The following is a 22,888-nucleotide window of genomic DNA, read 5'->3' as shown; positions in this document are numbered from 1 at the left end:
CTTTGCTCTGCTGCTTCGCGGCTCTTTCAGAACCTGCCGAAGCGGGATGCGTATAATACGCTGTTTAGTTTCGATGTCAATGCTTTTTCTTAATTTATTTTTTAAGTTTTTGCGTTGATGGACGTCTTCGCTTATTGCTCTGTGTCCCTCGAAACTGGCGCGCATTCTACAGACCACGATATTTTGATCAAGCGTTTTTTTGTCTTTTTAGCGGTTTTTTATCAAAAAGCCTCTTAAGCGTCTATTTTTACACCAAAAGGAAGATGTCGGGTTATTCTTTTGTCTATATATGTGAATCAATATTGTCCATTTTGTTATAAATGAGTAAAATTTAGAGAGCCGACCCTTTTTCTCATAACAATTATTAAGGTAGCATTATGAAAGTCAGCTTAATGCAATGTTTTTTAGTCAGTCTCGTTTTGGCTGTTTTAGGATTTGTAATTACTCATCAGGTTTCATTTGATGGACAAGCGCCCACTGTGGTGGCTTTATCTTTATTAATAAGCGGTATCGTGACGCCATGGATAGCTTCTTTTATAGGGACCAATAGCAATAGTCACTCTCAGCCCTCTGCCCCGGTTAACCATAGCACCGAGTCTTCGGCAGATAACGTCTCTACATTATATGTAGGTAATCTCCCCTATAAAGCGAATGAAGCAGCGGTTAAAGCTTACTTTGAGGATCACGTTCGAATTCAATCAGTCAGATTAATGAAGGATAAGAAAACCGGTAAACGTAAAGGCTATGGTTTTATCGAGGTTATAGATGGTGATGTTGAGGCCATTATCGGTCAGTTTAATGATTCGGTGTTTCAGGATCGAACTTTAAAAGTGCGACCGGCCAAAGATAAGGTCATGGAGTAATGGTAAATAAAGAGGCCCCTGCTAAGGGGCCTTTTTTTATTCTGCTTTTAAGGCGTTTATACGGCCGTTAAATAAGTGGAAACGATTTATCGCCGAGAGTACATCCGGTACATGTACTTCCTTCATTTGATTAATCACCCCGTTCACCAACTCTTTATATCCTTCACCGTCTTTCAGAGTGGTATCCAGTAACTGATTTAACGACTTGAGTTCGTCCATGTATTCTTTTATCGGGCGCATGTATTTCTTGAGTTCTGAAGAATCGCCATCGCTGACTTCTTTATACGCTGAAATTTTCTCGCTGACTATTTCACGGCGATCCAGCTTTAATGCGAAGCCAGCCAACTCTTTCTCGTCGTAACCAAGCGCCAGCGCTTTATCCAGTGCAGAGTCTAAATCGCCTTTGAAGAAGGATTTACTGACATCTGTAATTTGTTTTACCAAATCAGAGATTGCCCCCAACTCATCATCATCGAGTTCGCCCTTAACGGAAAAACTAATCCCGCGGTACTCAGCAAACTGCACGTTAACTGAGCGTTGCCCAATCATTTCGTTCTGTGGGTTAGCCGCAGTATTCGTCTCAGAGCCGCTATTGGGTGCTCCACTGACTATACGCTCGCTGGCACTGTACTGATACTGTCGTGACTGACCGAAGTTTATTTCCACTTCGTCACCATCCTGGGTGGTAATCTTCAATCCGCCAGACTGTGACTGTGTATACTGAGCAGAGAGTGACGCGCCTACTTCCATCGTACCTCGAAACGGCGACAATACTTCTTTCTCAATATCGTTGATGCCTTCACCGATAGCTTCTTTACTGTTACGGATGCCATCAGTTATCTCCGGGTTCATAAAGCCGGCCAAATCTTTTTCTGCCAGAGCTATCCCTTTGGCTACCCCGGAACGGGCCTGACCAATCAGATCGGTCAGTTGCGCTTCGTCGGCACCGCCTCTTGCAGCACCACGCACCACGCCGCCAACAAACTTCAATACATTGGATGCGACTTTCTCAAAGTCAAAGGCAGACTTATTTTCCTCGGCTTTATCGAACTGTCGGTTGTCAAAGCGTCTTTCGTTTAACACAACTTCCTGTTCAAACGAGCTGACCAACACAGTGCTGCCCACACGGGTTTGTGACACAGTCACCTGTGTTGCCTGACTACTTTGTTGAAACTCGCGTGCCTGACGCAAGCCTTCCTGTTGCAGCTGCTTTTTAAGGGCAACATCAGGCTTTTCTACTGTTGCCTGGTTACCTTTTGCAGCGGGAATTGAATCCACACTCATAATTTTATCCTCTCACACCTCACTAATGTTATCGGCAGTCAATGAGGATTGTTTAATTTTAATACATAATTAGCGTAACGCCGCTACATTGGAAGTTTTTTGAAAAGTCTCTACAATGCCGCTCCAAATGCGGTATGGGGAACACTATGAGCACACCAACAAACATAAGCACCACTTATCAGGATCAGCTTCAGGTAAAAGTTAACACCTTATCGTCGCTGTTGAGCCCCTTTTATACTGACGACCTGGATGTTTATTCATCGCCGGAAACACACTACCGTATGCGCGCTGAGTTCCGGGTCTGGCATGAGGGTGATGATCTTTATTACATCATGTTCAATAAAGAAACCAAAACACCTTACCGGGTCGATGCCTTTCCGGCAGCATCGCAGACCATTAATGCGTTAATGGCCAGAATCATTGAACTGGTTAAACCTAATCCGGTATTACGTAAAAAGCTTTTTCAGGTTGATTTTTTAAGCGGATTATCTCAGGAGTGTGTAATTAGTCTGCTCTACCATCGCCAGTTAGATGACGAATGGCAAACTCAGGCTAATGCGCTGTACACTGCGCTCAACGAAGAGTTTAAAGTCAGCATTATTGGCCGTGCCCGCAAGCAGAAAGTCATACTGGGTGAAGACTATATTATCGAAACGCTCCCCGCAGACGGTAAAACATTTCAGTTTAAGCATATCGAAAACAGTTTTACCCAACCCAACGCTTATGTGAATACTCATATGATTGACTGGGCCATTGCCCAAAGTCAGGGCTTAACCGGCGATCTGCTGGAGCTATATTGCGGCGCTGGAAATTTCTCCATTCCACTGGCGGCGCACTTTAACCATGTAGTCGGTACAGAAATAGCCAAACCATCGGTTGAAGCCGCGCAGTTTAATATCGCGGTGAATAACATCAGCAATGTTCAGATTGCCCGGTTGTCTGCTGAAGAGTTTGTTGAAGCATTGGCGGGCAAGCGTCAGTTTGAACGATTAAAAGGGATTGATTTAGATCAGCGGCAATTTAACACGGTACTGGTTGATCCGCCGCGGGCAGGTCTGGATCCTGCCACAACCGAAATGGTTAGCCAGTTTGACAATATAATATATATTTCGTGTAACCCACATACCCTGGTTGAAAACCTGGCATCGCTATCGGCAACACACAAGGTATCGCGAGCCGCTTTGTTTGATCAGTTCCCGTTTACAGACCATATGGAATCGGGCGTGCTGCTGACCCGTAAAGACTGATCTTCAGGCTTGGGGATCAGGCATGGTTTGCCAGTAGGCCAGGCTGCCCAGCTGAATAAACCGGAGTTGGCGTTTGAGCCGATCGCTGATGTCATTCTTAAGGATGGTATCGGCCTCCAGGGCATCGGCGCCGGCACTGAAAACCAGGCGTACCATGCTTTCTGCCTGTAATACGGCAATATCATGGGGAATTCGCAGCTGCTCAATGATGTAGTCGCTTAGTTCATCCGTGAAATGCTGGATTTCACGGGAAACCGCCAGGCGATAAGCCGCCGAAGTGCCGGTATGTTCCCGCAGCAACAAACGAAAAACGTTACTGTTGGCAGAAATGAACTCCATAAAGGTATCCACCGACGTATCAATCACTCCGCCACCGGAGGCAATTCGACGTCGGGCCTGACGCATTAACTGACGCAGCGCTAGCCCGGCTTCATCAACCAGAGTTAGCCCCAACTCGTCCATATCTTTAAAGTGGCGATAAAAAGAGGTAGGTGCAATCCCCGCTTCTCTGGCGACTTCCCGCAGACTAATGGCCGACAACGTGCGGTTTTCATTAAGTAATTGAAATGCCCCGGCAATTATATTTTGCCTTGTCTTTTGCTTTTGTTCCTGGCGGCTCAACGACTATCCCCGACTGATACCTATAGCTTATTCTTAAGACTAATCTTAACGGTATTTCCCTTGCGAAACACCTCTTTTAAAGCTAAATTAGCGTACAGTTGTAAGCTGAGATAGAAATAATGAATAAGCCACGATTAATCGTTACTAATGTGCTGGTCTTTGTGGTGACCGGACTTATCGCATTTGTAGGAGTTCCATTCTGGGCATTCTCATATGGATTTGATACCACTGAAGTAATCACCACTGTGGTGTTGTTTTTTGTTACCGGTATGTCTATTACTGCCGGTTACCATCGTCTGTGGGCGCATAAAACTTATGAAGCGCACCCTGTTGTCAAAGTCTTTCTGGCCATTGGTGGCGCCATGGCGCTGCAAAACAGTATTTTACACTGGTCTTCCGACCACCGGGTGCACCACCGCCATGTCGATGTGAATGACAAAGACCCTTACTCCGCCAACAAAGGGTTCTGGTTTTCGCATATTGGCTGGATGCTGCGTGAGTATCAGGCAGGCCACTATGGTGACTACAGTAACTGTAAAGATCTGCTTAAAGACAAAATAGTAATGTGGCAACACAATCACTATCTGGCCATTGTATTGATTGCTAACTTTGGTATCACCGCATTATTAGGCTGGATCAACGGCGACATTTTAAGCATGGTACTTATCGCTGGCGTATTCCGCCTGGTAATGGTGCATCACGTGACGTTTTTTATTAACTCACTGGCCCACTTCTGGGGCAGCCGCCCTTACACCGACACGAATACCGCCCGTGACAATGGCATTATCGCACTATTTACGTTTGGCGAGGGTTATCATAATTACCATCACATTTTCGAGTACGACTATCGCAACGGCATTAAGTGGTATCAGTACGATCCAACCAAATGGTTAATTAAAGGGCTCTCTTATATCGGGTTAACCAAAAACCTGCGTACCTGCCCGGAAGAGCGTATTGAGAAAGCTCGTCTGGCCATGCAGTTAAAGTATGCCAGCCAAAAAGTGTCCAAGCTGCCTAACGCCGAAGAAGTGATGCAAACACTGCAGCACGAATATGACGTACTGATGCAGAAAATGACCGACTACTACACCACCAAAAAACGCATTATGGCGTTGCGTAAAAAGCATCTGCTGAAAAGTGTAGAGCGTCTTGAGCTGGATTTTACTTACAAGGAAATAAAACAGTCACTGCTATTGCAAAAAGAAAAATGGCTGAAGCTCAGCCAAATGGAATTTGCTTTTAGTTAATCACTGACCACTATTATCTGTGGTGGGCAGTCTTGCCCACCACGGCAGACTGCAAATTATACTTTCCTCCAATTCTCCCCCTCAAACTTGAATTATCCCAATCTTCGGCAAAACTTAGCCATGTAGCCCCCATTGGGTTTTAAATGCACCACTGCATTAAAGACGCCGAAAGACCGGAGGTGAGGGAGAATGAATGAACGATTTGTTTGAGTTTAGCGCAGAGGAACAAACAGGCCACACATCGCAAAAAAACTGGATAGTGCTCAGCGTCGAGGATAATCAACCCTACCAGGACGTACTGGAATCAGCCTTGCAGGAAGTAACCTTTGATGGGCGCAAAATAGAGTTACTGAAAGCCTCCTCAGCGGCGTCGGCAGCAACCATTTTATCCAAACGTGAGGATATCGGCCTGATCCTGCTGGATATCGTCATGGAAACCGACGACGCTGGTTTTTACCTTATCGACACCATACGCAACGTTATTGGTGATGAACTGGTACGCATAGTGGTACTTACCGGCCAGCCTGGCGTTAAACCCCACGATAAAGCCATTAGTGAATACAACATTTCAGAATACTGGAATAAAACTGACTTAAGCGCTGATAAGCTCAAAAGTGTAGTAGTCAGCAACCTGCGAACCTGGCAGACTTCTCAGGAACTTAAAATTGCCCGGCGCGGATTGCAAATGATTGTCGACGCCTCGCGTGCATTAACCGCCAGGCAAGACACTACAGAGTTTGCTCAAACGGTACTAGAAGAAATTGCCCGGGTCATCAACGTTCCAGACACCGGTGGTATTGTCTGTATCGTCAAATCCGGGATAGAGAGTTTACAGCTCGCCCCTATTGTAGCTGCCAGCAGCCACTTCAGGGAATTAATGGATGCGCGCCTGGAAACTATTTTTAGCCGTTACAATGATGAGCGCAAAATACGGATTGAAAAAGCCATTTTCAATGCCTGGCAATCTCAACAGCATGTGTTCGAAAACGACTTTTCCCTGCTGTTTTTTGACACCAGTGAACACGACGGCAGACAATACCTGATGCTGGTTGACTCTCCTTACTCGCTAGATAGCAATCACCTTAATTTATTACAGGCGTTTGCCGAAAATATCAGTTCTGGTTTTATCAATCAGGCCCTGATGAATAAGCTCAGTCAGTTAGCTTATCTGGATACCACTACCAGCATTCATAATCGTAACTGGCTGGCCAGGGAACTAAATCAGCAGTCGTCTTTCCAGTTAAACAATAGCTCGCTGGTACTGTTCAGGTTACTCAACTACGATACGGCCGAGATGATGGCAGGGCATGAAAATGCCACTAAAATGTTTAAAACATTTTGCAACTTTATAAAAAATCAATTCCCTGACCACTATTTGCTGGCCGTGTGGGATAAAGAAACTATCGCTCTGGTTTTTACACTGGAAAACAAGCCGTCGCCAGACGCATTACAAAAAATTAGAACAACCCCTATGGAGATGGATGAGCTGGACATTCAGCTGCAATTTCAGGTTGGCAGTATAGACTTCAGGGACACCCAGTCACTAAACCTTGCCGAAGTCCTCGTGCTGGCTGATACCGCACTAGGCAAAGCGCGTAGCCTGGGCATTAACATTTATAACTTTGACTATGAATTAATTCAACGCCTTGCTAATCGCATGCGGGTTCTTAGCGCTTTAAAGTCAGCCCTGACCACCCGGGAGTCTTTTTTTCTGGTGCTGCAACCAAAGGTAGAGCTGGCAACGGGCAAGCCGATTGGTTTTGAAGCTTTATTACGCTGGCGTATGGAAGACAATTCGCTGTGCCCGCCATCAGAGTTTATTCCCATTGCCGAGGCGTCGGGTTTAAGCCTCGAGATTTCTGAAATGGTGCTGGCAAAAACCATAGAAACGATCCAGCAACTGCAACAAGCCGGCTATGCACTGCCAGTATCGTTCAACCTGGCTAACAGCGATGTAGTCAGCCCGCTCATTTTTAATGAAATTAACCGCTGTATCGACGAGCATGATATTGATGCTTCACTACTGGATATTGAAGTTACCGAAACCCAGGCCACCGAAGACTATACGGTGATTAACCCGCTGCTGCGCTCTTTTATTGATAAAGGCGTGGGCGTGAGTATCGACGACTTTGGTACCGGTTACTCCTCTCTTTCACAGCTAGCCGATTTGGCTGCCACAACCATTAAGCTCGACCAGAAATTTGTGAATGACCTTACGGCAGAGAACAGTGAAAAGACCCTGCATATTATTCAGATGATTGCCCGGCTCGCAGAGCGTTTTGATTTTAAACTCGTGGCTGAGGGAGTGGAAACCAAAGAGCAACGTCAACTGCTAATTGACAATGGTTATCACCATGCACAGGGCTATTACTTTGCCAAGCCGATGCCCATAGAGCAACTATTAAACTGGTTGAGCCAAAAGATACACTGAAATTGAGGTAGCACATTGTCTATTCCGGCCCGTTGGCGATATCTGTGGTTGTTTTTTGTTTTACTGGTGTGTGCTCTGGTTTTTCGCTTTGCCTATGTTGACAGACTGAATGAGCTAAGGCGCCCCTATGAAATACGCCAGGGCGCACTTATCGACCAGGCCGCCCTGCTTATTAACACCCGTCTCAGTCTGGTAGAAACTCAAATTCGCTTATTCCGCCACGAACTTGAATTACTTAAGCCCGCGCAAGCAGAGCTTGAGCCGGCCATGATCTCCATGTTCAGGTTGTATCGCGACACACTACAGGTTCGTTGGATTGACTCACAAGGCGCTGAGCAGGTAAGACTTAATAAAACCGCCGACAACGAGGTTGCGGCAGTGGCCCCCAACGCGTTACAAAACAAGCGAAACCGTTATTACGTTGAGGCTGGCCTGGCGCTGGCTGACGATGAAGTTTTTATTTCTCGGATTGATCTCAATGTGGAACAAGGCAAGGTGGAGCGGCCATTTCTACCCACAGTGCGCGCAGTGATAAAAGCCCGCTTACCGAGCATGGGAGACGGGCTGCTGGTCATCAACTTTGATTTGCGCTCACTGCTGAATGAGGTGGCTTCACTGAGCGAGGCTGACATCCAGTTACTGGTAGCCGCTGGCAGACAACGCTGGATTGTGCACGCGGATAAAGACCAGCAATGGCGTACTGATCTGAATCAGACTGCGGCTAATATCGCGACAGACCTGCCCGAATTATTGCTGTCAGTCAGGAAAAGCGGGTTTGCCCAGGGAGTAGAGATTGATAGTCAGCTGTTTAGTGCTATGATTATTTCATCGCCTTATCAAAGCGAAAGCAGTTTACAGGATATAGTGATTGTCAGCCAGACAGCCCCATACTTACTAAGCTCCCTTAAAGAGCAGGCTCTGTTCTATAGCACTCTGCTTGGCGTTGCTACCGTCCTCGCCGGATTTATTTTACTGTCTTTGTATTCCCGTCACCTCCGGGAAGTTAATCAACTTAGCCACGCACTGACACTCGAAAGAGATAACCTGCAAACCACTCTTGAGCGCCAGTCTGCATTGATCAACGAACTGGCTGAAACAAAAAAATTGTCGTCTCTGAGTATCATGGTTGCCGGCCTTGCCCACGAACTCAACACCCCTGTTGGGGCAACCCAACTCGCTTTATCCAGTCAGGTGTCATTACTGGATAATCTAACCCAGAACAAACAAGCAGGACTGACCAAGTCTGCATTTGATGCCTACCTTGAGCAATCAGGCAAGACCTTGCAACAAGCCCGGCATAATAATCAACGGGCTATTGAACTGATACAGAGCTTTAAACGCCTCACCTTTGAGCGGGCCAACAATGAACTCAACACCTTCTGCATAGCCGAACACCTTGATGACCTTTGTAAATCGATGAAAGGGTTACTGCACAAACACAATGTTCGACTGGTCACCACAGTGCCTAATGATATTACGCTGACAGGTTATGCCGGTGCCTTTAGTCAAATTGTGCAGATTATTCTTACCAACGCTATCGACCATGCTTTCGATAATATGGCTGGCGCAAGTATCGAATTGAGTGCTAAATACCACAATAATGATGTTGTCGTGACCGTCAGGGATAACGGTAAAGGCATCGCGCCTGAAGAACTGGCCGACATTTTTGAACCCTTTGTCACGTCAAAACGGCAAGAGCAACATACGGGCTTGGGCCTGCATATGGCACGGGTATGGATTGAGCAGGCTTTTAAAGGGGCGATCCAGGTTGAATCGAGGCCGGGCAAAGGCACAGCGTTTAAACTGACTTTTCGGTCGGCACGTCAGCTCGCTGGCCAACTTGTGAAAGATAAAATCCCAGAGAACCCTTTTATTTAGTCAGGTTCATTACTCAGAGATCGCGCCCGGCAGAAAATCCTAAACATATCAGTATTTTTTGCTACTATAATTTTGATATCTCCCACTCATTCAGTTAACGCAAGTTGAACAGCGCACAATTATGACAACCAAAAAGAAAACAGCTAAACCTAACTATCAATTTGATGCGATCGTTATTGGTACCGGTCCTGGTGGTGAAGGTGCTGCCATGCAGCTGGCCAAAGCAGGCAAAAGAGTCGCAGTTATAGAAAAATATCACGCGGTGGGGGGTGGTTGTACTCACTGGGGAACCATCCCATCGAAAGCATTACGGCATTCCGTGAGTCGTTTGATTGAATATAACAATACGCCGCTGTTCGCCGACAATCACGTGTCCCGCAGTCTGACCTTTTCCGACATTATGCAACATGCCAGCGGCGTTATACGTAGTCAGACACGCCTTCGTTCTACCTTTTATGACCGCAACAGAGTCACGTTAATTCATGGCGAAGCCAGCTTTATCGATGCTCACACGGTTGAAATCACCCGCAACGATGGTTCCAAGGAAATTATCACCGGCGAAAAAACGGCTATCGCTACTGGTTCCCGGCCCTATTGCCCCAAGGACATCGACTTTAACCATCCAAGAATTTATAACTCGGATACCATTTTAAACCTCGACCATGAACCGCAATCCATCATTATTTATGGTGCAGGGGTTATCGGTACTGAATACGCGTCGATATTCCGAGGATTGGGCGTAAAAGTCGATTTGGTCAATATGCGTGATCGGTTGCTCTCATTCCTTGATGCTGAAATATCTGATGCGCTGAGCTATCACTTATGGAATAACGGCGTGGTGATCCGCCATACCGAAACCTACAGTTCGGTTGAAGGCAGAGAAGATTCGGTTATCTTGAACCTGGAATCCGGCAAACGAATGCGTGCCGATTGCTTACTGTTTGCTAACGGCCGAACCGGTAACACCGATATGCTCAAGCTGGAAAACATCGGCCTGAAAGCCGATTCCCGTGGCCAGCTTAAGGTAAACCACAATTATCAGACCGAGGTGGATAATATTTATGCCATCGGTGATGTGATTGGCTATCCCAGCCTGGCATCAGCCGCTTATAACCAGGGGCGTTTTGCTGCGGAAGCCATGTTGCACGGAAATGCTAATGCCCAGTTGGTTGAAGATATTCCAACCGGTATTTACACCATTCCTGAGATTAGCTCTGTGGGCAAAAATGAGCAGGAACTCACACAGCTTAAGATCCCTTACGAAGTAGGCCGCGCTCAGTTTAAACATCTTGCCAGAGCACAAATTGCGTCTACTCAGGTGGGGAGTTTAAAAATTCTGTTTCACCGTGAGACCAAAGAAGTGCTGGGTATTCACTGCTTTGGCGAACGTGCCTCGGAAATTGTTCACATTGGCCAGGCCATTATGCAGCAACAAGGCGCCAGCAACACTATTGAGTATTTCATCAATACCACGTTTAACTACCCCACCATGGCAGAAGCCTACCGGGTTGCCGCACTGAATGGTTTAAACCGGGTCTTTACTGATTAAGCCGGTGACCGGCTTTCCAAACGAAAAAAACCGGAGATAAACTCCGGTTTTTTTATTCAGTCAATGCTGAAGGCTATTTTTGCTCTGTAACATTGCGCACTAACAGTGCGTCTCTGTGAGCAACGATATCGATAGTCATTTCTTCGACATTAAAAGTCATAGTTGCCATCGCGTACTTGCTGCTGTTGGTATCAGCAGCTTCAACAATTGTTTGTTGAGCAGCCTGGAAGTCCATGTTGTTGCTGATCTTATCAACCATACATGTACTATTAATTTCAAACGTCTTAGCGTCCATACAAGAAAATGCTTTATCGTTACCGGTGTCAGCATGCGCCACACTAGCTCCAGCAAGCAACAGTGATGCTAATACAACTTTACGCATGAGATTATCTCCTTTTGTTAACGATATGTTTACCTTACTGTATTTTTGTCCAATTAGCAAATGCTAAATCATAGCTTTGTGACAGTAATATTACAGTGGCTGTAACAAAACGAAAAAATCCTGTTTTTGGTTTTAACCGGCGCTTTTTTCAGCCAGAAATTCAACCAAACTGGTAAATGGCATGGGGTGACCAAACAAATACCCCTGCGCTTCATCGCAGCCGAGTTTTATCATAAAGCTGGCCTGTTCCCGTTTTTCGATGCCTTCGGCAATGGTGGTGAGGCCGAGTTTGCTGCCCAGCGTCACGATGGTTTCAGCAATGAAAGCCGTTTCGCCGGGTCGTATTTCGGCCACAAAGGAACGGTCTACTTTAAGCCGGTCCAAAGGTAGCTTTTGCAGATAACTCATAGACGAAAAGCCGGTTCCAAAGTCATCGATAGCGATGGTTACGCCAAACTGTTTAAGGTCTGTCAGTGCGTCAATCACTATCTGTGGTTCGTCCATTACCACGCTTTCGGTAATTTCCAGTTCCAGCAAGCTGGGGCTGATACCTGACTCGGTGATGAGATGTTTAATACTTTTGACAAACTGCGGATCCCGAAATTGTGGAATCGACACATTCACTGCCACTCTGAGGTTAGGATAGCCCAGATTCTCCAGTTCCTGAAGGCGCCGGCACGACTCTTCAACAACCCAGTAACCAATATCAACAATGAGCCCTGAGTATTCAGCTAAAGGCACAAACTCAGCCGGGGAAATAAAGCCCCCATTGCCGTCAGGCCAACGCAGCAAGCCTTCCATACCAATGACTTTTTCGCTGGAAAGGTCAACCTGAGGTTGAAACCAAAGCTCAATTTTCCGGGCCGTAAAATCGTTACGTAGCCGGCGGATCATATGCAGTCGCCAGGTTGTTTGCTCTTCAATCTCCGGCGCAAAATATTCAAAGTTGGTGGTAGGAATTTTTTTCGCACGGTTAAGCGCGATATTCGTCCGCTTAAGAATATCCACGCCGGCTTCCGGCTTACGGCCAAGTAAACATAATCCAATGGTAACATTCAGCGGCATGGTGTTATCACCGGCACTGAATGGCTGCTGGAATGCCTGGTTGATTGATGCCGGAGTCACTTCGTCGGCTTTGCCAAACAGGCCAAACACATCGGCAGCAATCCGGCTTTTCTTGATTTCAGCACCAAAACATTCGTTCAGCCGTTGTGCAACCGCTTTAAGTAATTCGTTACCTGCTTCCTGTCCCAATCCATCATTGATGTCTGAAAACTGGTTAATATCAATCAGTGCAGCGCATAGCTGTTCCTGAGAATGGTAATTCTTTGAATGGTCGAGAATATTAATAAACTCGTTCCGGTTTGGCAGCCGGGTAAGCCAGTCTCTGAAAGCGGCGTTGCGTAACTCATGGAACAGATAAACGTTCTCATACCCCACCGAAATACTGGATAAAAACACTTCCAGAAGCTGTTTATCCAGTTCACTGATTTCTGTGTGCATGTTTAAATAAACGGCCGCTTCAAAGCCTGAGCTATTTAAATAAAGTACTGATACACCGGCTTCAAAAATGTGTTTTTTGAGGCGTAAGCAACGACCGACATGTTCGACTATCAGGGCATTATGCAACGATTCAATGCGTTCGTTAATATAAGTGGCGTAATCGCCCGCAGCACCGAGCACATAAACGCCGTCGTCATCGCGATCGAGTACAGAGCCTGCCCGGGCACACACTATGCCTTCGGCCTCGAGCCCTACCATTGAACTGATTTGGGTGACAATCCCCTCACAAAATCCTTTTATGGAATGTTCTTCGAGCAGATTTGACGCTGAATGGATGATTTTTTGCAGACCAATCCGGCTTTGATTAATCGTAAGGATTTGCTGATAAGACCGCACAGAAGAAATAACCGTGGTGAGCAGTTTTGCTCTGGTCAACTCCGTTTTGGTTTTATAATCATTGATGTCGTAGGTTTTGATGACCTCTTCTTCCGGAGCAAAGCCCGGTTGTCCGGTGCGCAGAATAATGCGAGGTTCGTGATGATTAAGGGTTTCACGAAGGTAGCGGACCACGGTCAGACCGGCATCATCGGTTTCCATCACCACATCAAGCAGGATGATGGCAATGCTACTGCCGTACTCATCAAGAATGGCTTTGGCTTCTTTGCCTGAATAAGCGTGAAGGAAGCTCAGCTTGCGATCGTGTACTTCCAGATCTGATAATGCGAGGCGGGTTACCGTGTGGATTTCTTCATCATCATCAACGATCAAGATATTCCATTCTCTTTTATTGTTCGGCTCTAATTCCTGATGGGTATCCTCATCGAGAAATATCAGCTCATCATTATCGTATTCCGCAGACATCTTGTGTACGTTGTGACCAATATTATTGTTATCCTACCCCTAATATAGACCTTTGCATAGTAAACTTCCTATACACTAAAGTCGAAACAGGTTATTTTTAGTTATAGGTTTACGGCCAATGTTATGAGATGAAAATACCTACGCACACTTCAGCAACACAATGGGCCAGCGCTGCCAACAAGGAACGCAAAGTCCCAAAACCTGCCAGTGAGGACACTTCATCTGCCAAGCGCCGTTCCACACAACACAGCAGTTCAACGCAACACCGTATAACCCATTGGTTTTCTTCCATTGGCATTGAGCACTCCGGACTCGAATACTCTACGCAGCCTTCCCGCCAGATAGCCCAGTATCAGCGCTTACGAGAGCAAAAACGTTTAGCGAATTTACAGCAAATTATGTCTGTGGCCTTGTCTGTCTCCAGTGGCGAGCAGTCACAGGAACAGGTCGATCCTGACTGGTTTCACTCCTTTATATCCATGGCAGAAAATATCTATTCACCTACCATGCAGGAGTTGTGGGGGAAAATCCTCGCGGTGGAAGTGCAGCGTCCAGGTAGTTTTTCGATGCGAAGCCTGGAAACCCTTACCAAACTGACCCAACGGGATGCCAGTTTATTCAGCAAAGCTTGTCAGCTGGCCTGTCGGCGTAACAGCGATCCGGCGCCCATTATTATCACCGGTTTTCATCAGCAACCGGGTTTGTTAAATTCCCTGTTTCCCGCGCCGGCGGCACAAACGCAACTGGCTCAGTTTGGCTTGTCTTACACTGATATTCTGGCTCTGGGCAGCATGAAATTATTGTATGCAACAGAGATAGAAACCGGGCCGCTGGACAAGGGAACATCCATGGCACTGAAGTTTTCGACCGAAAGTCTGACGTTAGAAGCGCGAAGCAAACAATTGCTGATGACGTATTACAAGTTTACTTCGGTGGGCAGTGAGCTGGCGCGGTTATTACCTAAACAAAAATCAGATTCTTTTACTGCGCACATTAAATCGCTGTTTACCCCACATTTCAGTGTGGAGTAAACAACCATTTGATTAGATACCATCACCGAACTCGTGCAGGCCGCATTCGCGCTTAAGCCCGAAGAAGCGGGTATCCTGCTCGCTCATGCCTTCCTGCAGCGATTGTGTGGTATGCCAGTCACCAATAGACACATAGCCCTGTTCCCACAGCGGGTGATAAGACAAGCCATTGTCTTTAAGGTAATAATGCAGGTCTTTATTCGACCAGTCGATAATCGGGTACAGCTTAAACTGATTGCCAGAGCGTTGCAGTACGGGCAAATGCTGACGGGTATCGGCCTGACTGCGACGCAACCCGGCAAACCAGGTTTGTGCCCCCAGTTCTTTCAATGCACGCTGCATTGGCTCAACTTTATTCATCTTGTTGTATCGCTCAATACCATCGATGCCCTGCTCCCACAGGCGGCCAAAACGCGCTTCCTGCCAGGCCGGTGAAATATCGCTGCGATACACTTTTAAATTCAGTTTAAGTTGCTCAACCAGCTCATCAACGAACTGGTAAGTTTCCGGAAATAGATAACCGGTATCGGTTAACACTACCGGAATATCAGGCTTGGCTGCTGTCAGTAAGTGCAACATAACCGCTGATTGCGCGCCAAAGCTTGACGACACAATGTGGCTACCCGGCAAATACTCCAGCGCCCACCGGATGCGCGCTGACGCATCCAGTGTTTCCAGCACCTGATTGATCGCCGCCAGTTCCTCATCAGTGGTATCAGAGGTGACCGGCTGACGAATCGATTGAAGATCGTGATCAGTCATAAAAATCCTGAGCGGAGTTGATCACCGGGGCAATCACGCCTGTGCGTACTACGAAATCGCCGAATGACTCATTCGCTTCACGCGAGCCGGCCCACTGGCCAAGAAGCTCATCAAGAATAGCCATGATTTCCTGCTCGGTGATGTTTTCTTTAAACATACGAGGAATACGGGTCCCTTCGCGATTACCACCTAAGTGCAGGTTGTAACGACCCGGGCCTTTACCCACCAGACCCACTTCGGCCAGCATGGCGCGACCACAGCCATTAGGACACCCGGTGACCCGGAAAATCACACTGTCGTCACTTAAACCGTGCTTAGCCATTAACTCGTCGAGTTGGTCTACTGCACAGGGTAAGAAGCGCTCGGCTTCCGCCATTGCCAGCGGACAGGTTGGTAACGCTACACAAGCCATGGAATCTAAACGCTGAGCCGATACATCTGGCTGAATTAAACCGTGCTCTCTGGCCAGCGCTTCAATCGCTTCTTTCTGATCGGCCGGCACACCTGCCACAATCAGGTTCTGGTTAGCCGTCATGCGGAAATCGCCTTTATGAATTTTGGCAATTTCACGACAACCGGTTTTCAGGGTTTTATTCGGGTAATCCAAAATCCGGCCGTTTTCGATAAACAGCGTTAGGTGGAATTTACCGTCAATGCCTTCAACCCAGCCAATGCGATCGCCACGGCTGGTGAATTCATAAGGCTTGCTCTCACCAAAGGTAACACCGGCACGTTTTTCTACTTCAGCGCGGAAGTTATCCACACCAACACGCTCAAGGGTATACTTGGTTTTCGCATTTTTACGATTTACCCGGTTACCCCAGTCACGCTGGGTAGTCACTACCGCTTCGGCAACCGCCAGGGTATGCTCCAACGGAATAAAACCAAAATCGTCGGCTTTACGCGGGAAGGTAGTTTTGTCGCCATGAGTCATGGCCAGGCCACCGCCCACTAATACGTTAAAGCCCACCAGCTTGCCATTTTCCGCAATCGCAACGAAGTTCAGGTCGTTAGCGTGTACATCCACATCGTTTTGCGGCGGGATTACCACAGTAGTTTTAAACTTACGCGGCAGGTAGTTATCGCCCAGGATTGGCTCCTGATCGGTGGTTTCTACTTTCTCACCATTTAACCAAATCTCGGCGTAGGCGCGAGTTTTTGGCAGTAAGTGCTCACTAATCTTTGTTGCCCAGTCATAAGCCTGCTGATGGACTTCAGATTCAATCGGGTTAGAGGTACACAGCACGTTACGGTTAACGTCACCCGCAGTAGCGATTGAGTCAATCCCTACGGAATTAAGGGTTTGGTGCATCAGCTTAATATTGGGCTTTAACACGCCGTGAAACTGAAAGGTCTGACGGGTTGTTAAACGAATGCTGCCGTACATGGTGTAGTCATCAGCAAACTTATCAATAGCCAGCCATTGCTCAGGATTACATACACCACCCGGTAAACGGGCACGTAACATCACGTTATGCAGCGGCTCTAATTTTTGCTTGGTACGCTCGGCGCGGATGTCGCGGTCGTCCTGCTGATACATGCCGTGAAAGCGGATCAGCTGAAAGTTATCGGCGGTAAAGCCACCGGTTAACGGATCCTTAAGATCCTGCTCGATGGTGCCGCGCAGATGACGACTCTGGGCCTTAAGGCGTTCGTTGTCGGCCAGTTTGCCTTCAACTATAAAAGGAGACTTAGTATCGCTCATTAGTAGACATCCTTCTGATATCGTTTTGCTTTGCGCAGTGACAGTAAGTAAGCCTTGGCTTCTTCGTCACTCTTACCACCGTGGGTCTTGAAGATTTCAAGCAGCGCACTTTCAACATCTTTAGCCATTTGGTTAGCATCGCCACACACGTAAAGGTGAGCGCCATCTTCTAACCATTGGTAAACGTCCTTGCCTTCTTCAAGCAAGCGATGCTGAACATAAATTTTGTCTTTCTGATCACGTGAGAAAGCCAGGCTGATTTTGCTCAGCAGGCCACTTTTCACGTAACCCTGCCACTCAAGCTGATACAGGAAATCCTGAGTAAAGTGAGGGTTACCAAAGAACAACCAGTTTTTCCCTTCTGCGCCCTGGGCATCACGTTCCTGCATAAAAGAACGGAACGGTGCAATACCGGTACCCGGACCAATCATGATCACTGGCGTGTCCGGATTTTCCGGCAAACGGAAGTTGTCATTTGGCTCAACGAAAACGTCAACTTCACCACCTTCTTCAAGGCGGTCACACAGGAAACCGGAAGCGCCACCCTGATGACGATTGCCAAAGGCATCGTAATCAACATGAGCAATAGTCAGATGTACTTCATCTTCCACTTCAGACTGGCTCGACGCTATGGAATACAGGCGCGGTGTTAATGGACGACAAGCCGCTACAAACTGCGCTGCCGTTACCGGATGAGGATGATCACGCACAATATCGACGATCTGACGGTCTGCCAGGTAATCGCGAAGCGCGGCTTTATCTTCCAGCAGTTTGGCTAAGGCTTCACAGCCCGAAGCTTCCTGATAAGCCTTTACAAATCCCGGATAGCTCAGAGTGAGCTCCAGTTTATTGATCAGTGCTTCTTTAAACGACAGTGTATGTTCGGCAACGGTGACTTCCTGATCGGCAGATGCCTGGATCAGGGTAATAATCTCGTCGGCCAGTGCTGCATCGTTTTTAAACCAGACCCCCAGCGCATCGCCGGCCTGATAAGTAATGCCAGAATCTTCCAGGCTGATTTCGATGTGGCGGATGTCTTTAACCGAATCACGACCGGTAATTTTTTGCGAGGTTAGCAAAGTCGCCTGATAAGGCGCCTTCTTGGTATAAACCTGCGCCGCGGTGCCGGCAGCTACTGCAGAACCGGTTTGCATGGCAACGGCAGCCGCACCAGCTGAAGTGAAGTCGTCTTTCAACGTCTCAATCAGTTTCGCAACCCAGGCCTCAGCTTCGGCTTCATAATCCACATCGCAGTCTACGCGAGGAACAACCAGTTTACCGCCCAGCTTCGCCAGACGCTCATCAAAGTCTTTACCGGTTTGACAGAAGAACTCGTAGCTTGAATCGCCTAACGACAACACTGCGTATTTCAGCTTGTCAACTTTAGGGGCTTTCTTCGTGCCAAGAAACTCATGCAACTCAATGGCATCATCCGGCGGCTCGCCTTCACCATGCGTACTGGCCACAATGGCCAGGTGAGTTTCATTTTTAATCTGGCGCGGCTTGTAATCAGCCATGCTGACTAATTTGCTGGAGTAACCTGCGGCTTCAACCTTAGCCTGTAACGACTGGGCAATGCCCTTGGCGTTACCGGTTTGCGAGCCAAACAGAATGGTGAGAACCGGCGCTTCGCCTGCAGCGGATGGTACTGCCGCAGCCTGACTTTGCGGTAAAGCCTGACCCGACGCCGCCAAACCTGCCAGGTAACCACTTACCCAGGTTAATTGCTGTGCGTTTAACCCAGAGATCGACTGGGTGATCGCGTTCCATTGCGGTTCACTCAGAATTGCTCCCGGTGCACCGACTGAAGTGTTTTGGTTGTTAGAATTTGCTGACATAACTCATTAGCCTTATTTGCATACTACTAGGCTAATGAGTTTTCTTGATAACTGGAAAGAATTAAAATTACTTTTTTATATCTTAAAATACTAGAAGTGAATTTCAAGTCCGGCAAAGACGCCGTCGAAACCCAGATCAGCGTAGATATCGTCCAGATCTTCAATGTCTACAGTGATGTCGCGGTAGCCAACCTGTAAGGTCATATCGATAGCTAAATTCTCTACAAAAGAGTAAGTTAGCGCGGCCTGGATATCACGAACCTCGTGATCATCAAAGCTCAGATAGCTACCTTCAGCGTAAACGCCTAAGCCAGTAAACGGCAAACCGAACTCCACCCGGCTGTACGCCATTGGGATAATACCTTTAAACGATGCCTCACCACTTTCGCCGCTATCAACGTCTTCAACATAAAATGTGCCGTCGATGTATTTACCGTTTACACCAATATCAAAGCTAACCAGATCGTTGTCGAAGATCTCGTAGTACAAAATGAGATCGGCGCTATCGATGCTCGCATCGGTTAATAACGACGTATTGGCAGCGTAATCTGTTCCATCAAAAGTAAACTCAGCATTCAAATTAGTTACGCCGTCAGTATCCAATTGCAGATAATTTACTTTTACATTAGGCACCAGCGGTACAAAGTGTTCAAACGCCACGTACAAAGATGCATTGGTGGTGCTGTCAAAATCAAAGTCAGCCGTATTGGAGGTTTCTGAGAAACCGCCAGAAGTTGATGTGTTCCATCCCTGAGCGCCGGCGTAAAGCCCCAGCAACGTATCTGCATGGGTGGCAGGGGCAAGACATAACGCCCCAAGAGCGGCGGCAAGTACACGTTTTTTCATCGTTTATCCTTGATTGAGTAATTCAGACAACTCAATTATGGCTGCATTTGCACGAGAAATATAGTTTGCCATGACTAACGAGTGATTAGCTAACATACCAAAGCCGCTGCCGTTAAGTATCATCGGGCTCCAGATAGTCTGTTGTGTTGCTTCTAACTCTTTGATTATTTGTTGCAAACTCACCAAAGCATTTTTGTTTTCCAGAACACTGGCAAAATCGACTTCAATGGCTTTGAGCAGGTGTAAAAGTGCCCAGGTAGAGCCTCGGGCTTCATAAAAAACATTATCCAGTTGCCACCAACTGGTGCGAGTTTGAATAGAACTGGGACGCGGCGTGCTGTTCGACGCTGATTTGTCGCCGGCAAGGTCGGTGTTTACGCGCTCCGCTTCAACGCTGGCGCTGAGTCGCTGTGACAGGCTACCGAGTTTTTTCTCAACTTGTTTTAAATATTCCCGCAGATTATCGGCGCGGGTATAAAACTGGCTGTCGCCCAGCGTGGGATCGGCCAGATCATCTCGATACTGCCCAAGATAATCAATAGCTTCAGAATACTGTGACTCAGCAGAAGGAAACAGCCAGTTGCGGCTGTCGATATTGAATTTTGGTTGAGCTTTCACCAAATGTGGGTTTTCAACCGATTGTGACTGGGAACGACTGAAGTCTTTGCGCATGGATAATGACATGTCACGAACCATCTCCAGTACGCCAAACTCCCAGCTGGGCATGTTGTCGAGGAATACAGATGGTGGCATCACATCATTCGATAAATAGCCTCCTGGCTTCTCCATCAGCGTATCGGCAACGGTAATTAACGTGGTTGTAATAGTGTAACCGGGCACTGGCTGAGCATTTGCGCTGGTCATTTGCGTCCTGGCATTGGCCCTGACGTCGAAAGTATCGGGTTCTAAACTCCAGTAAAAACCCACCAACCAAAGAAGCAGAAACAAAACACCCACGGTGATACTGACGGTCTTTACATTAATATATTGCTTCATAGTATTCCTTGTTTGCGCTTAGCCCTTCGGGCGAACAACCTGTCATACATTCAAAGTATGGCTCATTATGCTAAGTTGTTCATCTCAGAAAGTAAATCTACGTTTGGTGGTGCGGGCTGGTCAGGGGGCTCACGCCGCAGCGCGGTTCGACCTCCCCACCAACATAACAATGCCGACAATCAGTAACACCGGCCAGAACACACTGATTCCCGCGAATACCAGGCCACCCAGCACGGCAACTGCAGCAATGCCCAGCGCGGCAGCGATACTCATGGCTACAACAAAACCGATCACAACCAGTAACACTCCAACACCCGCCATAATGACCCATTCCAGGGTGCCACTTACCAGCTCATCGCCCATCACCAGGTGCAAATCAAACCAGTCGGATGCAACCCCACCAAGCACCTTGGTCAGGACAATGGCAATCAGGATGGCAAGAATAAAGTTTTTCATTATGCTCTCCTTGGTAACAATATTACCGCCGCAACATAAGCAGGCAGAGTAATCATTGGCATGAACACTAAACCTAAAGCGGCACCGGCACGAACCCAAACCGGGTCGATGTCAGCATAGCGGGCTACACCGGCACACACACCTGAAATCACAGCCCGACCTAAATCTCTTGATACACGTTTCTTTTCATAAATAGTTTTCATAACCTTACTCCTGCTTGAATGACCTGGTTGATTGCGAGGCCCGCAATGTGCGGGCCATCATGCGTTTACGCGACTTTTTTCGCTTTTAACGCAGCCAGTTCCTGCTCGATTGATTCGTCTTTTTCCAGCGCGTCAAATTCAGCCTGGAGTGAGCTTTTTGAAGCACTATCGGTTAGATCGTATGCTTCAACCCGAGCCTCCAGTTCATCAACACGCTGCTCATAGTGATCAAAGCGGCCCATTACGCTATCCAGTTTGTCGCTGTGAGTAGCTTGTTTAGCCTGCATTCTTACTGAGGCTGACTGACGACGTACTGCCAGCGATTTCTGCTTGGCCTTGGCTTCATTTAACTTCTCGTTTAAACGGCCGGTGTCGTCCTGCACTTTCATCAGTGCTTCATCGATTACCTGCAGTTGCTCCTGCAATTCAGCTTGTTTCGCTTCCAGCTCTTTCTTTTCTTTCAAAGCGGCGCGAGCCAGGTCATCTTTTCCTTTGCTTACTGCCAGTTCTGCATTTTCCTGCCAGTGGGCAGCGCGTTTTTCCAGGTTATCAATCTGGCGGTTAAGATGCTTCTGCTCAGCAATATGCTGGGCAGCCAGCGTGCGGATCTCAACCAAGGTTTCCTGCATTTCCTGAATAATCAGGCGGATCATTTTTTCAGGATCCTCGGCCTTATCCAGCAGAGCATTGATGTTAGACTGAATGATGTCGTTGATACGTGTGAACATTCCCATAATTAAATCTCCGATTGGCTAAACGTTTTTAAAAAGTTACTTAACACTTGCTTAGATATAACAATTCGCATGCCAACTCATAACCAACTGATTTTAAACAACTAAAATAAAACCATCTATTTCTCACCCCGAATATCACCATATCAAAACCATATATTGGTAAAATTGACCAACCATTTAGCCTAATTGACCAGCAGCTTATTCCAGCACCGCAAAACGAGTACAAATCGCACTCCACCGCATCAGTCAGGGCATGAAAGAACTGCAGGGCAGATAAGAGTTATGGATGGTAAAGGATGTTTATGGACGTACAGAGCCTGGGGGACAAGCAGAGCTGACAGGGCGAGAACTAAAAAGCTACGCAAAAAAAAACAGGTAACGTTTTTACGGTTACCTGTGCCTTCGAATTTGTCTTAGTAAGACATGGGGCCTTATGATTCTGACCCTTTGC

Annotated in this window: 19 protein-coding genes; 7 read left to right on the top strand and 12 right to left on the bottom strand. The window is 47.2% G+C overall.

The window, feature by feature from the left end:
* Positions 1-377: 377 nt before the first annotated feature.
* The gene (locus AC27IB_RS22740) at positions 378-863 is read left to right on the top strand and encodes an RNA recognition motif domain-containing protein (protein WP_296053123.1); all 486 of its coding nucleotides are present in this window, start codon (positions 378-380) and stop codon (positions 861-863) included.
* Between the two features lie 36 nt (positions 864-899).
* Here AC27IB_RS22740 and AC27IB_RS22735 read toward each other — a convergent pair whose 3' ends face one another.
* Complete coding sequence (locus AC27IB_RS22735; RefSeq protein ID WP_487123835.1) at positions 900-2,147, bottom strand: DUF5610 domain-containing protein; 1,248 nt, start codon at positions 2,145-2,147, stop codon at positions 900-902.
* Positions 2,148-2,293: 146 nt separating this feature from the next.
* On the opposite strand from AC27IB_RS22735, the gene trmA reads away from it, so the two are divergent.
* Positions 2,294-3,394, top strand: a complete 1,101-nt coding sequence (gene trmA, locus AC27IB_RS22730) for a tRNA (uridine(54)-C5)-methyltransferase TrmA (protein WP_487123833.1) — start codon at positions 2,294-2,296, stop codon at positions 3,392-3,394.
* A 3-nt stretch (positions 3,395-3,397) separates the two neighbouring features.
* Here the strand turns inward: trmA and fabR are convergent, their stop codons facing one another.
* Complete coding sequence (gene fabR / locus AC27IB_RS22725) at positions 3,398-4,015, bottom strand: HTH-type transcriptional repressor FabR (protein WP_296053129.1); 618 nt, start codon at positions 4,013-4,015, stop codon at positions 3,398-3,400.
* A gap of 119 nt (positions 4,016-4,134) precedes the next feature.
* On the opposite strand from fabR, the gene AC27IB_RS22720 reads away from it, so the two are divergent.
* The 4 genes from AC27IB_RS22720 (at position 4,135) to sthA (ending at position 11,120) form a co-directional block, all read left to right on the top strand.
* On the top strand, positions 4,135-5,262 hold the full coding sequence (locus AC27IB_RS22720; protein WP_487123831.1) for an acyl-CoA desaturase: 1,128 nt from the start codon (positions 4,135-4,137) through the stop codon (positions 5,260-5,262).
* A gap of 193 nt (positions 5,263-5,455) precedes the next feature.
* A complete protein-coding gene (locus AC27IB_RS22715) occupies positions 5,456-7,693 on the top strand; it encodes an EAL domain-containing protein (protein ID WP_487123829.1) in 2,238 nt (745 codons plus the stop codon).
* A 15-nt stretch (positions 7,694-7,708) separates the two neighbouring features.
* The gene (locus tag AC27IB_RS22710) at positions 7,709-9,571 is read left to right on the top strand and encodes a sensor histidine kinase (protein WP_487123827.1); all 1,863 of its coding nucleotides are present in this window, start codon (positions 7,709-7,711) and stop codon (positions 9,569-9,571) included.
* A 121-nt stretch (positions 9,572-9,692) separates the two neighbouring features.
* Positions 9,693-11,120 (top strand): Si-specific NAD(P)(+) transhydrogenase, encoded by a 1,428-nt coding sequence (gene sthA, locus AC27IB_RS22705; RefSeq protein ID WP_296053756.1) that lies wholly within the window; start codon positions 9,693-9,695, stop codon positions 11,118-11,120.
* 73 nt (positions 11,121-11,193) lie between these two features.
* Here sthA and AC27IB_RS22700 read toward each other — a convergent pair whose 3' ends face one another.
* Positions 11,194-11,502, bottom strand: a complete 309-nt coding sequence (locus AC27IB_RS22700) for a pyridine nucleotide transhydrogenase (RefSeq protein ID WP_487123825.1) — start codon at positions 11,500-11,502, stop codon at positions 11,194-11,196.
* A 132-nt stretch (positions 11,503-11,634) separates the two neighbouring features.
* Positions 11,635-13,866, bottom strand: coding sequence for a bifunctional diguanylate cyclase/phosphodiesterase (locus tag AC27IB_RS22695; RefSeq protein ID WP_487123823.1), 2,232 nt, complete (start codon positions 13,864-13,866; stop codon positions 11,635-11,637).
* 128 nt (positions 13,867-13,994) lie between these two features.
* Between AC27IB_RS22695 and AC27IB_RS22690 the strand changes: the two genes are divergently transcribed.
* Entirely contained in the window at positions 13,995-14,897 is a 903-nt protein-coding gene (locus tag AC27IB_RS22690; protein ID WP_296051951.1) for a TIGR03899 family protein, read from the top strand.
* Positions 14,898-14,909: 12 nt separating this feature from the next.
* On the opposite strand, the gene AC27IB_RS22685 is transcribed toward AC27IB_RS22690, so the two are convergent.
* From AC27IB_RS22685 to pspA, 8 genes are all read right to left on the bottom strand, one after another.
* Positions 14,910-15,659 carry a phosphoadenylyl-sulfate reductase gene (locus AC27IB_RS22685; RefSeq protein ID WP_487123821.1) on the bottom strand — a complete coding sequence of 250 codons (750 nt, stop codon included), beginning with the start codon at positions 15,657-15,659 and terminating at the stop codon, positions 14,910-14,912.
* Positions 15,652-17,364, bottom strand: a complete 1,713-nt coding sequence (gene cysI, locus AC27IB_RS22680; protein WP_487123819.1) for an assimilatory sulfite reductase (NADPH) hemoprotein subunit — start codon at positions 17,362-17,364, stop codon at positions 15,652-15,654. Before cysI ends, AC27IB_RS22685 begins: the two co-directional genes overlap by 8 nt.
* Complete coding sequence (locus AC27IB_RS22675) at positions 17,364-19,202, bottom strand: assimilatory sulfite reductase (NADPH) flavoprotein subunit (RefSeq protein ID WP_487123817.1); 1,839 nt, start codon at positions 19,200-19,202, stop codon at positions 17,364-17,366. Before AC27IB_RS22675 ends, cysI begins: the two co-directional genes overlap by 1 nt.
* Positions 19,203-19,292: 90 nt before the next feature.
* Positions 19,293-20,048: a TIGR04219 family outer membrane beta-barrel protein gene (locus tag AC27IB_RS22670; RefSeq protein ID WP_487123815.1), complete on the bottom strand. Its 756-nt coding sequence runs from the start codon at positions 20,046-20,048 to the stop codon at positions 19,293-19,295.
* Between the two features lie 3 nt (positions 20,049-20,051).
* Entirely contained in the window at positions 20,052-21,044 is a 993-nt protein-coding gene (locus AC27IB_RS22665) for a DUF2333 family protein (protein ID WP_296051963.1), read from the bottom strand.
* Positions 21,045-21,173: 129 nt separating this feature from the next.
* Positions 21,174-21,500: a hypothetical protein gene (locus AC27IB_RS22660; protein WP_296051965.1), complete on the bottom strand. Its 327-nt coding sequence runs from the start codon at positions 21,498-21,500 to the stop codon at positions 21,174-21,176.
* A complete protein-coding gene (locus tag AC27IB_RS22655; protein ID WP_123324738.1) occupies positions 21,500-21,703 on the bottom strand; it encodes a PspC domain-containing protein in 204 nt (67 codons plus the stop codon). Before AC27IB_RS22655 ends, AC27IB_RS22660 begins: the two co-directional genes overlap by 1 nt.
* 65 nt (positions 21,704-21,768) lie before the next feature.
* On the bottom strand, positions 21,769-22,437 hold the full coding sequence (gene pspA, locus AC27IB_RS22650; RefSeq protein ID WP_296051968.1) for a phage shock protein PspA: 669 nt from the start codon (positions 22,435-22,437) through the stop codon (positions 21,769-21,771).
* Positions 22,438-22,888: the final 451 nt, after the last annotated feature.

The sequence above is a fragment of the Alteromonas sp. 4NH20-0104 genome (genome assembly GCF_057547795.1).
This window is presented reverse-complemented; position numbering and strand designations above follow the sequence as displayed.

Coding starts and splice junctions, on each gene's coding strand:
- trmA (WP_487123833.1), top strand. CDS start 2,294: ATGAGCACACCAACAAACATAAGCACCACTTATCAGGATCAGCTTCAG.
- AC27IB_RS22695 (WP_487123823.1), bottom strand. CDS start 13,866: ATGTCTGCGGAATACGATAATGATGAGCTGATATTTCTCGATGAGGAT.
- AC27IB_RS22675 (WP_487123817.1), bottom strand. CDS start 19,202: ATGTCAGCAAATTCTAACAACCAAAACACTTCAGTCGGTGCACCGGGA.
- cysI (WP_487123819.1), bottom strand. CDS start 17,364: ATGAGCGATACTAAGTCTCCTTTTATAGTTGAAGGCAAACTGGCCGAC.
- AC27IB_RS22700 (WP_487123825.1), bottom strand. CDS start 11,502: ATGCGTAAAGTTGTATTAGCATCACTGTTGCTTGCTGGAGCTAGTGTG.
- AC27IB_RS22670 (WP_487123815.1), bottom strand. CDS start 20,048: ATGAAAAAACGTGTACTTGCCGCCGCTCTTGGGGCGTTATGTCTTGCC.
- AC27IB_RS22685 (WP_487123821.1), bottom strand. CDS start 15,659: ATGACTGATCACGATCTTCAATCGATTCGTCAGCCGGTCACCTCTGAT.
- AC27IB_RS22690 (WP_296051951.1), top strand. CDS start 13,995: ATGAAAATACCTACGCACACTTCAGCAACACAATGGGCCAGCGCTGCC.
- AC27IB_RS22715 (WP_487123829.1), top strand. CDS start 5,456: ATGAACGATTTGTTTGAGTTTAGCGCAGAGGAACAAACAGGCCACACA.
- AC27IB_RS22660 (WP_296051965.1), bottom strand. CDS start 21,500: ATGAAAAACTTTATTCTTGCCATCCTGATTGCCATTGTCCTGACCAAG.
- sthA (WP_296053756.1), top strand. CDS start 9,693: ATGACAACCAAAAAGAAAACAGCTAAACCTAACTATCAATTTGATGCG.
- pspA (WP_296051968.1), bottom strand. CDS start 22,437: ATGGGAATGTTCACACGTATCAACGACATCATTCAGTCTAACATCAAT.
- AC27IB_RS22740 (WP_296053123.1), top strand. CDS start 378: ATGAAAGTCAGCTTAATGCAATGTTTTTTAGTCAGTCTCGTTTTGGCT.
- AC27IB_RS22735 (WP_487123835.1), bottom strand. CDS start 2,147: ATGAGTGTGGATTCAATTCCCGCTGCAAAAGGTAACCAGGCAACAGTA.
- AC27IB_RS22720 (WP_487123831.1), top strand. CDS start 4,135: ATGAATAAGCCACGATTAATCGTTACTAATGTGCTGGTCTTTGTGGTG.
- AC27IB_RS22665 (WP_296051963.1), bottom strand. CDS start 21,044: ATGAAGCAATATATTAATGTAAAGACCGTCAGTATCACCGTGGGTGTT.
- AC27IB_RS22655 (WP_123324738.1), bottom strand. CDS start 21,703: ATGAAAACTATTTATGAAAAGAAACGTGTATCAAGAGATTTAGGTCGG.